This is a genomic window from Mycolicibacterium wolinskyi str. Jessa 2025 (assembly GCF_049241375.1).
In the GTDB taxonomy this organism is placed as follows: Bacteria; Actinomycetota; Actinomycetes; order Mycobacteriales; family Mycobacteriaceae; genus Mycobacterium; species Mycobacterium wolinskyi.
On sequence record NZ_CP185960.1, the window covers coordinates 5,055,417 to 5,068,882 of the forward strand.

Below are 13,466 nucleotides of genomic sequence, written 5' to 3' on the forward strand. Positions count from 1 at the left end.
GGGGACAGTGTGACGGATAAGCGTACCGAACGACAGGTGCTCGAAGAGTTGAGCCCTGAAGAATTGGCGCTCCTCAAAAGAGTGCTGGAGATCGAGCGGGCCAAGCTTCATATCGCCGCGTACGACGCGACCGACGACTTACTGGCCGCGGTGAAGGAGATCATTCCGTGAAATTGCAGTCCATCACCCTGACGAATTTCCGACAGTTCAGGGGAACTCAAACCCTTGATATGACCTCCGATGGCATTAAGCCAGTGACACTCGTCTTCGGTGCCAATGGTGCAGGTAAGACTACGCTGCTCAATGCGTTCACGTGGGGCCTGTACGGCAGCATGTCCGAGGACGTCGAGCAACAAAACCGCATGATCACAGACAGCGTCTGGCGTGCGCTCCCCATCGGCGATTCGATTGAGGTCGCGGTGGAGATCCGATTCGACCACGAGGGGCGGGACTATCGGCTGCGTCGCGGCGCGAACCTCCGAAAGGAGTCGGATAACCAAGGCCCGATGTCCCCCACATTGGAATTGTGGACGACGCGATCCGATGGCTCATCCGACATCAGCCATGCCCCGCAAGAGACGATCCTGAGCATTCTTCCGATCGGCGTCAGTCGGTTCTTCTTCTTCAACGGCGAGCGCATCGAAAACCTAGTTAAGAAAGGCGCTTACGCGGAGGTTCAGAAAGACATCAAGGTCCTGCTGGACCTGGAGCAGGTGGAGCGCGCTATCGCACACTTGCCGAAAGTGAACCGGAAGCTCACCGACGAACTGAAGAAGCACGGAGGCGAAACCGCGAGCGCAATCCAGGATGCAATCGACTCGCTTACCGACAGGCAGGAGAAGGCCAAAGATGAACTGAAGGTGACCGAGGGCCGGATCGCCACACTGACCGAAGAACGAGACGCCACAACGGAATTGCTGCGACAGCATGCCGAGGCGGCTCCGATCCAAGAAGAGCGCGACAAAGTTTCGACTGAACTTGACGAAGCGCGGTCTGCTAGAGATGCCGCGCTGACCGAGCGTTCGGTGTTAATCGCAACCAAGGGCTTCCAGGCGTTCACCGAGATACTCGGTGAAAAGACCAAGGCAATGGCAGACAACCTCTATCAGCGGGGTGCCTTACCCGCACCATTGAAACGCGAATTTGTCGATCAGTTACTTGATGAAGGCTCATGCATTTGTGGCACAGCGCTTTCTGAGCACAGTGCTGCGTGGGGCCACGTCAAGGAGTGGCGGCAGCGGGCGGGGTTGCAAGCCGTAGAAACGGCCTGGCAGCAAGTTAGCGGTCAGATCGCGCCGCTGGCCGACGCCCGCGGCAATCTCAAGGATGCCCTCAGCACACTGTTGAATCGTATTCAGATTGAACGCGAACGGGTTTCGCGTCTTGAGGCGCGTAAATCCGAACTCGACGGAAAGCTCAAGGGCAGTCGGATGGAGGGTGTCCCCGAGCTGGAGACGAAGCGCATAGACCTCGAAGGCCGTATCGCGGTTGGGAACCAGCGCAAAGGTTCGATTCAAACCGAGCTGGACTCCATCGCCAAGGACATCGAACAGAAGTCAAAGGAGCGTTCGCGGGCAGAAGTGACCGACGAATTGGCTCAGAAGGCTCGTTCACGCTCCGACCTAGTGCAGTCCGTGAAGAAGGCGCTGGAAGAGATCCTCGCGTTCCGCGAAGAGGATATGCGCCACCGACTCGACGCTGAGGTCAAGAATGTGTTCAAGGGAATTACGTTTAAGCCGTACGTCCCCACCCTCAACGAGGGCTTTGAACTGACGCTTCACCAGAACGTCAATGGAGTGGAGCTGCCGGTTCCAAAGTCCACCGGAGAGAACCAGATCCTCAGTCTAAGCTTCGTGGCAGCGGTCTCCAAACTAGCTCGCGAGATACGCAAGGGCGGCCGCGCCGAAGGCGACGCCGCTGTCGATGCCGGCACCTTCCCAATCGTGATGGACGCAGCGTTCGGATCGCTCGATCAGGATTACCAGGAAGCGGTATCACGGGCACTGGCGAAGATGGCCCCGCAGTTGGTGGTGCTTGTGAGCAAGAGCCAAGGTCTTGGCAAGGTCGTCACGGAGCTGCTCCCATACGTCAGTCATCTCGGTGTCATCGAGGCTCACACCACCGTTGAAGGCGGCATCGCCGAAGACATCGAGCTCGAAGGAATGTCGTATCCGTACATCCGGTCCGACGACTCTGACCATTCCGAGCTGAAGGTGATCAAGTGACCACTGCACCAGGCGAGATTCGCGCCCGCCGACCACAGCAGCATGAGGCGCTCATGCTGGAGATGCAGAGCGAGGCCAAGTTCCCGACTTACCGCGACATCCTCCTGTTCGCCGCGGCAGTGGGCTTCCACCAGCAGCGACGAGTTGCGTTCACTGCAAGCTCAGGTGACCCAATTCGGTACGAGGTACTGACATATCCGGGATTCAGCGACACGCTCATCAACATGATTGCCGCCAACGTCGTCTCGGATGATCCTGAAATTATGGACGGCTCCCGGCTGGAGGAGCGCATCAAGATCTTCGAAGAATTCGCGAACGGCGGCCTCGAATACATTCAGGAGCAGATTAACGTCCGGCACCAACCGGTTGACCTCGTCCTCATCGACCTCGTGACGGAGGTTCTCACCGCTAGTGGTGGAGCGAAGCCGCTGTCGGTTGATGAACTCCTAGGCGGGGTCAGCTGGAGCTGACATCAGCCCGCCAGCGTTGGCTATGTAGACCCAGTTTTGCTGTCCTGGCGCTTGCCGCCAAGAAGCAACACGCACTGCCAATGCGATCAAGGGATCATGCAAAGTGGTCACGGTTCTTTGACACTTCCGTCGGCGATTCCGGTTGCCGGAAGTCGCTCCGGGCTGTGTTCTGCGCTTGCTTCGGCAGCCGGCACTGCGAGGAACGCGGCCGTTAGAACTTGGCCGCCCCTGCCCCCAGCCCCCGCAGTCCTATGGCGCTTTGACGGCGTCGATCGGGGCTGCAAAGCGGCGTGTGCCAGTGCTGGCTTGCGGCCCAGGCATGTCGCCGACTGCGATTGTAGAGAAACAGCCCAAGGCGTTCCGACACGTTTGCGCAAACACTAGCAATATACTTGCAAACTAGAGGAACAGCTGGTAGCATCGAGCTCGAAGTCGCAAACATTCGTCATAACTATGCAAACAGCAGAGATGTTCGCACAGGGACCTTCGTAGCTCCATGGCTCAGCGCTCGAATCGACGAGCCGAATCGCTATCCGGTTCCGGCGCAGACGGCGAAGCACGCTCAGGGCGACCGCCCAAGGTTCTACCAACACCACTGGAGATAAGGAGCACCCCGTGGTCCGTCGATGAGCTCAGTTCACCGCCGGGACGGTAAACGCCCCGTCCGGCCCATCCCGCCACTTACACGTACTAGACGAAAGGACGCGCTCGCGTGATCAGTAACGAGGTAGCCCTGCCCCGGGCGACCGCCGAAGCAGATGCGCTCAACAAGGCACGGGAAGCACTCGTACACAATCCCCCCGAAGTCGTGCTGGACGGCACAGTGTCCTACACGATCGGCGGATCGCTGTCGGTGCCCGAGGAACCGGGCGTGTACCTCATCCACGATTTGCGTGGCGTGCTCTACATCGGGCGAACCGGAAACCTGTACAAGCGCTATCTGCAGCACTATTTCGACAGTCACAACTCCGGCGTCACCGCGGTGCAGCGGCGCCCTTTGGGTCGGTTGGAGTTCAGCTGGATGAGGGTCGACCTGTGCGAACAGGTTCGCGTAGAACGTGACTTGATTCGCGCCATCCAGCCGCTGTGCAACCAATTGCTCTACAAATCCATCTAATTCACACACACCGAAAGGGAATTACGACAATGGCTACAACAGTGCCCGTGATCAAGGGCCAGATGGGATCTACGGAGTTCTACGAAGCGAAGATGAGCGCCCGAGAACTAGTGGCCTCCACCCGGGCTCCCCGGGACATGGACGGCTGGGCGAACTTCTCACTCGAAGAGCGCCTACAGCGTGAACTCAATGACAAGCGCGTCGATGACGAGATCGTTCCCTACCTGGCCAAATCCAGCGACAGGTTTTTCTCGTCCATCTTGGTCCTCATCTGCAACGCCGACGTCACGTACGAGTCCCTGTCCGACATCATCCCCAAGGGTCTGCCGGCGGCGTACAAGTCGGTCGCCAAGGACATCGGATTCTTGACCATCAACGGCGGCGAACTCGTCGTGCTGGACGGTCAGCACCGTACGTCGGCGCTAGGCAAGGTCATCAAGTCCAAGGTCGACCTGGGGGAGTTCACGAAGGAGGTCGCCAACGACGAGCTGGCAGTCATCTTCGTCGATCTCAACGAATCGGAGCACATCCGGCGGATCTTCAACAAGATCAACCGCAACGCAAAGCCCACTTCTCGCGGCGACAACATCATCACCAGCGAGGACGACGGGTATGCCATCCTGACTCGGTGGCTGTTGCGGGAAGGTGAGCCTTTAGGGCAAAAGGATGCAAAGGGCAATTTGATCGTCAACTGGAAGAGCAACACACTTGCCGATCGCAGCGCCCAGTTCACGACGATCAGTGCCGTATACGACACCGTGCAATCAATTCTCGCGCACTTCAAGATGATTGAAGAGTTCAACGAGAAGAAGAACGTCGTGCGTCCCGCCGAAGAACGACTTGACGAAGCCTATGAGCACGTCAAGGACTGGTGGTTGGCCGCTCTTCATGGGATGGATGCCTTCAAGGAGGCGTTGGCGAATCCCGTCGAGATCCCTGCCATGCGCAAGGATGGCCAGAAGTGGAGTCTGCTGCTCAAGCCCGCTGCCCACATCGTGCTCTTCCGGGCACTCGTGCGAGCAGTGGACCTCGGGCTCACTCTCGACGAAGCGATCGTCCGAGCCAACAAGATCGACTGGAACATCCAGAGCGAGCAGTGGAAGGACGTACTCATCGCACCCAACGGCCGCATCATCGCCCGCAACGAGAACTACGAGACCGCAGCGGATCTCATCGCCTACCTCATTGCCGGAGACAGGATGAAGCACGATGCAGTTGAAAACGTGCGCAAGCGTGTCGTGAAGATCAAGGGCGGGGAGGGCAATCTTCCCCTCGGCGGGCACACCGACCTGGATCAGATCTCCGAGCTGCTCAAGCCCGTCGTGAAGGAGCTGTGATGCCGGACTACCCAACACGTACCTGTGCATGTATTGACGCCACGTGACTCCATCCATTGAACCCTCGGGATGTTCGGCGGGCCTGGCGTAGCCATTCGGAACGGCGGATCTTGGCCTTGCAGTACATAACGATTTGGCCTGAGCACCTTATTGGTGGTCTACGGCTCCTCCGGAGCCTGCCGCCACCAGTCGGTGTCCTCGGATCGCCAAACCAGCTTCACGCATAGTCGTCAACCATCCGTTACGTGTACCGATACGTTCGGGATGCTCGTAGAGTCCCGCTCTCACCTCCGCACGGGTCAGGCGTTCGTAGAGCGGACGCTTCGGGTGATCGGCGCCGAGGAACTCCTCCTTGCGGTGGAGCAGCGGCGGATTGTCTGAGCGGCTGTAGTCACGCCAGTCGACACTCAGCCTTCGGAGGTTCACGGTGACCGCCGACCGCAGCGTCGGATGCGGATCGCGGTCGAAGTCAGGGTAGGTCAAGTACGAGACTTGCGGCTCTGTCACCGACAACTTGACTAGATTCGCGTGCTCCACCGTGCCAGCCAGGACACGACCACAGCCCTCGTACACGCGTAGCACCGGCGGCAAATGGCCAAGAGCGGATCGGTGCACGTAAAGCGCGGACGGCGTTTGTTTGCCCACGCTGCTGCTTCGTGCCGAGACGAGGACGATCGCCGGATCGCCGGTAGCAAGAAGAAGCCGGTCGGCTTGGAGGCAGGCATCGCTGTACTTCCCGAGGTGCGTCTTGATGTCTGCAGCAAGCATTTTCGCAAGCTCACCGAATCGAGGACGTCGGCCGAACCTAGACATTGCGATGTAGACGAGCAGCTCCTGACGCCGCTGCAACGTGACCTGATCCCAGTATCCGTCGTCGGTTACCTGCCGAATGAGGTTGGTAGCGCGCGGGATCGAGGAAAAATGCTCCCGGATCAATCTCTCAGCGAGAGGGGCTAGCTCACCCGCACGCGGGGGGCGAGCGTGCACACTGAGAAACTCCATCAGAGGCGCCAGGGTTTCCTGGTGCGCTTCATACACCGCATGCGGATCGACACGCATACGAGGCCGGTATGTGTACGCCCGTGTTGCGAGGAACTCATGAGCACGCCCGGGATCTCTGAATACATAGAAGATGCCTGGAGCGGCCGCGACCGGCTTGACGCCTAGGGAATCCTCGATCCAACCCGCCAATTCCGCTTGTTCATAGAACTTTTGGAATGTACCTGTGCGCGTGACGAGTCCATCTGCGTGGGGACGACCTTCGAGATCTCGGGCTTCCCATACCAACCTGGCGGATACGATCAGCACCTGTTGGGCGAGGTCCCATGCACGCTGCAACGTCTCTCGGCGTTCCGCCTGGTCGTCGATGACGTTGACCACGTATCCAATGTTGACGACATCGGCTCGATACAGCGCGGTTCCGGGTCGATGGCTCGGGTCCCAACCATCGATGCGATATCCCAGCGCGCTCAGGTTCCGAAGATCGTCCCCTCGTCCACATCCGTAATCGAAGACGGACAGGGCTGTGCTCAGCACGCCGTCAGCCATCGCCAGAGCCACCGGACGGGACAATGCTGCCCGCGTCATTGCCGTTCGGTGACGCGCGACCTGCTCACTCATGCCGCAGGCGGTTGGTCCAGCGCGAGGGATACGAGTCCTGCGATGTTGGTAACCCTTGGATCGCCAACGAGATACCCGACGCCACGATGAAGATGCAGACGGAGCTGGTTCGCCACCGTCTCCTCATCAGTCCCGAGACCGTCGATGTGGCAGCGATAGCGCACCAGTGCGAGCAACTCGTCGCCGTGGTCCCCGGCGAATACCCGCCACGTCATCTCAACATTGCTGTCGAATACCAGTTTCGCCGCTGGAGGAGGTGCTGGTTCCGCGAGTGAACGACACAATGCCCAGCGACACAGAACATTCCATTGTTTAATTCCTGTGCGGCGCTTTAGGGTGTTGAGTTGATCACGGGCCGTCGTGGTCAGTCGGATGTGCTCAATACTCATACTCACTCCCAAAAATAGCCAGAACGGACCGTTGTGGCATTGCTCTCGGTGTCAAAGTCCAGCCGGTACATCCGTCCCACGAAGGGCCGCAGCAATTTCAAGGCCCCTTCGTCGACCTCGGTGTCGGTCGACAGCAGCACGACCTGGTGGGCCGCATGTGGGAAGTACCGTTCGATGAGCCGTTCTCGGTGCGCACCGTCCAGCCGCCCGAGCGGGGTGTCAATGACCATCGGCAGTGGCTGGCCAGCTGCCTGCGCGAGCCCCCAAAGCAGCGCTACCGCGAGCAGCTGACGCTCCCCCGCCGACAGTTCGGTCGCCGCGAGGCTCTGTCCGTCAGCACCGACCAACTCCACCGCGTGGGTTAAGGGGTCGATCTGCACGTCGGTAACGAGGCGATCTTTCCGCAGCAGTCGGCCGAGGGCTTCGAGCACCAACTGCGATATCCGTCCGAGGTGCCGCTCCGTCGCCTTGACCTTTAGGGACTCCAACGTCGTCCGCGCGCGTTCGGCATGCTCGACGAGGCGGCGGTCGTCGTCGGCGTCAAGGGTCGCCTTCGCTGCTTTATCCATCGCAGCCTCGTAGACGGTGTCAGCACGGGCGCGTTCCTGCCGCGCCGCTTCTAGCCGTTCCTCACCTTGGCGAAGCAAAGCGCGGCAACGTATCGCATCATCCGACGCGTCATCGAATTCGCGCTTCAACGTTGCCAAAGCTTCCGGGTCAGGAATGGAAACGATCGCCCGCTCGGCCTGCACCAACTCTGCGGCGAGCTTTTCCCTGCGATTGATCAACGCGGAGAGACGTTTCCGCACCGATGGCAAGATGGTCGAATGCAACGCCTCAAGGCCGTGGCTATCGCGGAGTCCACTGATCATCGGTACGTTGCTCGACGCTTCCTGCCGCTTGGCTACATCGCTCGACATATAAGATTCGAGTGCCAGGAGAGCCGCGCTTCGCACCTTGGCTTTTCGCAGCTGGTCCAGTAGGTCCTGATCTCTCCTGGAAACGACGTCCAATAAAAGGGAATCCCGGTGCGCACCCTGTTCCGAGGCAACCTGGTTCGCAAAGGACGTGAGAAGCTCAGCGACCTGGAGAAATGGAGCCGATTCCGCGGCCTCGCTCCGCAGCTCCTCGTCCACGGTAGTCATCTGTTGGCGCGCCACCATTAGTCGGGCTTCGGCAGTCTCCCTCTGTTCAAACAGTCCGCCGCCCGCGGCTCGGTACTGTTCAGAGACTTTGTGCAGGCGCTTTTCGGCGCGTTCTGCCTCCACCTTCGCAGTGCCCACCTGCTCGTAGGCAAGTTCGGCCGTCTGCCGCGCATACGCAACCGTCGTCCGGTTGGCCTCGACGAGTTGCCGCAACTCTTCTGGAACCTCGGCACCACGATGCCGCCGCCGGATGACCGCCAAATCGGTCGCCAGGCGATCGATCAGGTCGAGTCCCAGCAGCGCAGCCAGCGCGGATTGGAGAACATGCCGCGACTGTTCAAGGTCGGCCAGCGCTTCGATCTGTTCGCCGTCGAAGAAGAACAAGCCGGCGATGCCTCGGGGAATGAACGTCTCCACATACTCGCTCCACGTAGATGCGAGGGACTCGTCAAACTTGCCGTCAACCCATACGAGAACGAACTCCCGTAGGGCCGCCCCAGCACCTTGCCATCGGCGCCGAATCCGGTAAGAACGCTTCGCACCTTGCTGAAAGACATGAAACGTCAGCTCGACGGCGGCGCCCTCGGAGGCGGGGACGCCGTGGTGGATCAAGCTCCGCAAGTAGCTGTCATAGCTGCCGGTCCGTCGGCCACGCCCTTGAGACAAAGGGCCATACAGGGCCAGGTGGATCGCTTCCAGGATCGTCGTTTTGCCGGCGCCGTTCAAGCCACCGATCAGAATAACCGGTTTCTTTGAAGACGTTGGTGTGAGCTTGATTTCGTTCTTTCCGCGGAACGTCCCAACGTTCTCCAAGACGATCGAATCGAGAATCACTGGACGACCTCCTCCGCGGTCTGTCGCACGTACCCGTCGATGACATCGAGCGGATCGGGTTCATCTGTCAGCTCGTCGCTGCGTTCCATTGCGGCCTTTCGCCGCTGAGCAAGCATGAGAGCATCCTCTTCGTTGTCGTAGAAGTTCCGCCGAATCGCCCCTTCGAGCGAATCGAACAGTCCGGCACGACGCGCCTGAGATCGGTAACGCTGCTCGACGTCAAGCAGTTCTCGCACGAGTTCGAAATGGAGCCGATCGCCGTCCGTCACGTCTCGGAGCGTGTCAATCAGCTCGGCACCAAGTGGCAGATGCTCGTCAAGAGGCCCGCCGGGATAGGGTACGTTCATTGCCTTCTCGTAGATCGCAGGGAGGCGGTCCTCGAACTCGTGCTTCTCCACCACCCAAATGCGCCGGATTTCATCCAGCTCCGGCTGGGTGATGAGATCAATCGAGCGGACGTATTCGGGACCCTCCGTCCGGATAAACGCCTGCGCCTCAAGCAATCGCCTCAACCAATCTTCGCGTGACGCTTGCGTGTACGGGCCTGGAATCGGCTTGCCGTGAAACAGCTGAACGGAGCCGTTCATCCTGCGGAAATCACGAAGATGCCGGTCGTCGGCAACATCGAGCGCGTTACGCAGATCGAGCAGTGGAAGCATCCACTCCTTCTCCTCGTCGTTCTGGATCATGGCCGACATCGACTTGTCTTTATCGACGAGTGTGCACGTCCAGCACCCAAAACGGCTGTCACCGCAGCTTGGCGTGGTCGAATCGACCACCAGTGGGCACTCACCGTCAGGTGACGCGCCTTGGTACATCGTGAGCAGTTCCTTGTTCGAGTACCCCCAGCAGTTGGCCACCTGCATGAGGAAAGTCCACACGTCATCGTTAGACCAATTCTCAACTGGCGAGTACACAAGGCAGTTCGGCAGTGAGTTGTTAGGGCTCAGTAGATCTCGCACCCGGCGCGACTCAAGTTCGGTCATCCGATGAGACCGGCCCGAACTCTCGGCTTTCCTGGTGCCTAACACCAGAATCGCCTCGCCGTGGGTCTTCACCATCTCGCGGATAAACGAGTTCGACGGCTTGATCTTCAGCCGCTCCGTGCACCACCGAAATTTCGGCCTCGGTGCCGGATAACCACGGCCGATCAAGTTGACCCAGAATGTATCTGCAACGGCTGGAGTTAACCGATGCGGCGTGATTGGCAGGGCCGCGTCGCGCGCAGCTGATTCCATGACCTCCAGCGAATGCGTCACCCACGCTGCCACGACGGGGTTCTCAACGAGGGTGTCAGTGCTGATCACGTGGACAGGCTTGTGCCGCTGCTCTTCCGGAAGTCCCTGGATCGCTAGCCACACGATCTGAAGCACCGCGGTTGAGTCCTTGCCACCCGAATAGCCCACAACCCACGGCACGTTGTCCGCCGCGTAGAGCTCTTGCGTCTTGGTCACAACCGCATCGACGGTCGCCGCGAACCCCAACTCATCGAATGCCGAACGTCTCTTAGGCGTGATCGGCAGGCTACGTATCATTTGTTTCCTCCTCGGAATGCGTCTTCAGCACGCTGCTCGTCAGGTGGCAGTGGAAGTCCCATGGCCGTGCGCATCGCGGCAGTGGTCAGCAGGACGTTCGCTGCACTCTTCGAGACGCGTCCGCCAATGACAGCCCGGCCTTCCCAAAGGCTGCTCGAACGGTGCCAGTCCACCTCGCGCAACCTCTTCACCGCCGGCGTCCAGGACCGAACACCTTTGCCCTGACTCAGCAGACTATTGCCGACCTTGCCCAACGCGTGGAGCACGATTCCATGCGTGTGTATGAAGTCCCGGCGGACCTCGCCTGCGGTGATCTCGCGGTTGAAAACGAGGTCCCACTCAGGGAACTGGTCAGCTACCAGCTCCCAGTACTTCGCCGCCAGATCCACGCGGCGCTCAAAAGTACTCTCCTCGATCCCATCCAGGAGTGCCTTTGTGGCTGAGTGAAGCGCAGATAGCGTAAACAGCTTTCGCGAGCGCTGAGCCAAGTTCGACGTTTCCATCTCAGTGAGATCACGCAGGAAAGCTGACCGCATTACGACAAGCCTTGTCAGCGCGGACATCTCATCGCGGTGGTCATACAGCACGCCGATCGACTTCGCAGGCCGAACCGCATAACGGTTGAGATCAGCGAACATCTGCTGGCAGCGTTCGAGGCCCACGTCGAGGAATAACACCATAGCGATGCTCTCGTCACCCAGTGCGGGATTCTCTATCAATGCTTGCTGTATGGCGGCGCGTCGATGCTGCCCGTCGTTGATGACAAAGCGCGCCGACATCGGGATGACGAGGGTACCTACTCGCTCGCTGGGCCCGTCCGTCGCAATCGGATCGAATCGCACGTCGACATCCACCGACGCAGTCAACGCGGAGAATACGTAGCTGTCACTGTTCTCGAGGATGTACCGAGCGATCTCAGGTACGCGGCTCTTATTCAATGTGCGCTGCGCACGCATCTCTGCCGTCAGCTCTTCCTCATCGAACAAGAACATCCGGGGAATCAGCCGCAACGGGCACATTGTCACGTAGTACTCGCGTCCAGCCTGGACGCCCCGAATCGCGGGGAACACCCACTCGAATTCACCCGTGCGGGGGCGACCCGGAGATCGAGGCAGTGGCGGCGAGACGGTGTTATTTGGTGTCACCTCTCACTTTCCTACCATATCTCGTTGTTCGGAACAAATGATCCGAACAGGCGACGGCGATTCTCCAAACACCTGTCCGAACCTACGCGTAACGTCTTCGCCATGACGGTAGACACGCCCACCGACAGACCGGCCCAGATGCGATTCCCGGCCGACGAAACCGCAGGTCGGCCCGTTTACCTTGACTCCAATGCGACCACCCCGGTAGACCCGCGGGTGGCCGCCGAAGTTATGACGTACATGGCCCACGAGTTCGGAAACTCTGGAAGCCGTACGCATGGCTACGGCCAAATCGCCAAAGAGCGGGTGGCGCGTGCCCGCGACCAGGTTGCGGCAGTGGTTTGCGCTCAGCCGGACGAAGTGACGTTCACCAGCGGGGCGACTGAGAGCAACAATCTGGCGATCCTCGGACTGGCGCCGTCCGGCGAGAAATCAGGCCGCCGGCACATCGTCTCGACCCAGATCGAACACAAGGCGGTCCTGGAGCCACTCGATGTTCTCGCCAGCCGTGGCTTCGAGGTCACGTTAGTGGCCCCCACGCGCGGCGGGTGGGTCGAGCCGCGAGACATCGCCGCGGCACTGCGTCCGGACACGCTCTTGGTGTCGACCATGGCGGTCAACAATGAAACGGGCGTCATTCAGCCACTTGCTGAGATCGCTTCCGCGCTCGAAGAGCACGATGCGCACTTCCACGTCGACGCCGCTCAGGCATTCGGGAAGATCATCGAGCCCCTCCAGAACCCACGAATCGACATGCTGAGCATCTCCGGCCACAAGGTGTTCGCACCGAAAGGCATCGGCGCGCTGGTCGCACGGCGACGCGGTTTTCGCCGCATCCCGCTGGAACCACTGATGTTTGGCGGTGGCCAGGAGCGAGGGCTTCGACCGGGAACGCTCCCCGTCGCACTCATCGCGGGCCTCGGCTTCGCGTCCGAACTGGCATTGAAGGAGCACGAATCACGTGAAGAACTTGTCGCCGCGATCAAGCGTGACGCGCTGGCGGCACTTTCAACACTCGGCATTCAAACCAGTGGAGACGAGTCGCGAACGGTCCCCCATACATTGAATTTTTCAGTCCCCGGCGTCGATGCCGAGGCTGCCATCGTCGCACTGAAAGATGTGGTCGCAGTTTCAAATGGATCGGCCTGCACCTCGCAGAAATACGAACCGAGTCATGTACTCGTTGCCGCCGGCCTCCCGCAGACGCAGATCGACGGCGCCCTCCGCTTCTCGTGGAGCTATCTGACTCACGATATACCGTGGGATGTTGTCGCGCAGCGTCTTTCGCAATTGACATGACGGGTGCGACCGTCGAATTCGGGGGTTGAATTCGCTGGGATACGCGCATAGAATTCCTGCGCATCCGTCGCCTGAGAGGACGCTGAGCATTGGATGCATTTCCCGAAGAATACGATGTCCAGATAACCGTCACGTATAGTGGTGCGACCGTTCATATTTCGGATAGAAAAACTGACGAAATCACACACGAACAGACTGATCTGGACCATATCCAGGAAGCGATCGACTACTTACTACTGTCAATCACAGAGGGCGAAATAGCACGCGAGCTATTTGATTTCAGCGGCGAAGAATAATGACCTCGCACCGATCGAGTCTCTGCGGCTGAACGTTCGCCGCATCTCTCGGTC

General features: G+C 59.6%; 11 protein-coding genes. 6 read left to right on the forward strand and 5 right to left on the reverse strand.

Annotated elements, in window-relative coordinates; genetic code table 11:
* Positions 1–9: 9 nt before the first annotated feature.
* The 5 genes from ACOI2T_RS24975 (at position 10) to ACOI2T_RS24995 (ending at position 5,149) form a co-directional block, all read left to right on the forward strand.
* Complete coding sequence (locus ACOI2T_RS24975; protein WP_421874596.1) at positions 10–171, forward strand: hypothetical protein; 162 nt, start codon at positions 10–12, stop codon at positions 169–171.
* Positions 168–2,225, forward strand: coding sequence for an AAA family ATPase (locus tag ACOI2T_RS24980; RefSeq protein WP_421874599.1), 2,058 nt, complete (start codon positions 168–170; stop codon positions 2,223–2,225). Before ACOI2T_RS24975 ends, ACOI2T_RS24980 begins: the two co-directional genes overlap by 4 nt.
* Positions 2,222–2,695 carry a DNA phosphorothioation-associated protein 4 gene (locus tag ACOI2T_RS24985; RefSeq protein WP_421874602.1) on the forward strand — a complete coding sequence of 158 codons (474 nt, stop codon included), beginning with the start codon at positions 2,222–2,224 and terminating at the stop codon, positions 2,693–2,695. The genes ACOI2T_RS24980 and ACOI2T_RS24985 overlap by 4 nt, the downstream gene beginning before the upstream one ends.
* 712 nt (positions 2,696–3,407) lie before the next feature.
* The gene (locus tag ACOI2T_RS24990; protein WP_421874605.1) at positions 3,408–3,812 is read left to right on the forward strand and encodes a GIY-YIG nuclease family protein; all 405 of its coding nucleotides are present in this window, start codon (positions 3,408–3,410) and stop codon (positions 3,810–3,812) included.
* Positions 3,813–3,841: 29 nt separating this feature from the next.
* Positions 3,842–5,149, forward strand: coding sequence for a DNA sulfur modification protein DndB (locus ACOI2T_RS24995; RefSeq protein WP_421874608.1), 1,308 nt, complete (start codon positions 3,842–3,844; stop codon positions 5,147–5,149).
* Between the two features lie 147 nt (positions 5,150–5,296).
* On the opposite strand, the gene ACOI2T_RS25000 is transcribed toward ACOI2T_RS24995, so the two are convergent.
* From ACOI2T_RS25000 to dndB, 5 genes are read right to left on the reverse strand one after another with little or no spacing between them, the layout of a single operon-like run.
* On the reverse strand, positions 5,297–6,769 hold the full coding sequence (locus ACOI2T_RS25000; RefSeq protein WP_421874612.1) for a DNA phosphorothioation-associated putative methyltransferase: 1,473 nt from the start codon (positions 6,767–6,769) through the stop codon (positions 5,297–5,299).
* Positions 6,766–7,158 (reverse strand): DNA sulfur modification protein DndE, encoded by a 393-nt coding sequence (gene dndE / locus ACOI2T_RS25005; protein ID WP_421874616.1) that lies wholly within the window; start codon positions 7,156–7,158, stop codon positions 6,766–6,768. Before dndE ends, ACOI2T_RS25000 begins: the two co-directional genes overlap by 4 nt.
* A gap of 2 nt (positions 7,159–7,160) precedes the next feature.
* A complete protein-coding gene (dndD, locus tag ACOI2T_RS25010; protein WP_421874619.1) occupies positions 7,161–9,137 on the reverse strand; it encodes a DNA sulfur modification protein DndD in 1,977 nt (658 codons plus the stop codon).
* Entirely contained in the window at positions 9,134–10,672 is a 1,539-nt protein-coding gene (dndC, locus tag ACOI2T_RS25015) for a DNA phosphorothioation system sulfurtransferase DndC (RefSeq protein WP_421874621.1), read from the reverse strand. Before dndC ends, dndD begins: the two co-directional genes overlap by 4 nt.
* The gene (dndB, locus tag ACOI2T_RS25020; protein WP_421874623.1) at positions 10,669–11,691 is read right to left on the reverse strand and encodes a DNA sulfur modification protein DndB; all 1,023 of its coding nucleotides are present in this window, start codon (positions 11,689–11,691) and stop codon (positions 10,669–10,671) included. The genes dndC and dndB overlap by 4 nt, the downstream gene beginning before the upstream one ends.
* 228 nt (positions 11,692–11,919) lie before the next feature.
* Between dndB and dndA the strand changes: the two genes are divergently transcribed.
* Positions 11,920–13,116 carry a cysteine desulfurase DndA gene (gene dndA / locus ACOI2T_RS25025; RefSeq protein WP_421874625.1) on the forward strand — a complete coding sequence of 399 codons (1,197 nt, stop codon included), beginning with the start codon at positions 11,920–11,922 and terminating at the stop codon, positions 13,114–13,116.
* Positions 13,117–13,466 lie beyond the last annotated feature (350 nt).

What these genes read in the sequence shown, in the direction of transcription:
- ACOI2T_RS25000 (WP_421874612.1), bottom strand. Translation starts at nt 6,769, where the DNA reads ATGAGTGAGCAGGTCGCGCGTCACCGAACGGCAATGACGCGGGCAGCA.
- dndE (WP_421874616.1), bottom strand. Translation starts at nt 7,158, where the DNA reads ATGAGTATTGAGCACATCCGACTGACCACGACGGCCCGTGATCAACTC.
- dndB (WP_421874623.1), bottom strand. Translation starts at nt 11,691, where the DNA reads ATGTGCCCGTTGCGGCTGATTCCCCGGATGTTCTTGTTCGATGAGGAA.
- ACOI2T_RS24995 (WP_421874608.1), top strand. Translation starts at nt 3,842, where the DNA reads ATGGCTACAACAGTGCCCGTGATCAAGGGCCAGATGGGATCTACGGAG.
- dndA (WP_421874625.1), top strand. Translation starts at nt 11,920, where the DNA reads ATGACGGTAGACACGCCCACCGACAGACCGGCCCAGATGCGATTCCCG.
- dndC (WP_421874621.1), bottom strand. Translation starts at nt 10,672, where the DNA reads ATGATACGTAGCCTGCCGATCACGCCTAAGAGACGTTCGGCATTCGAT.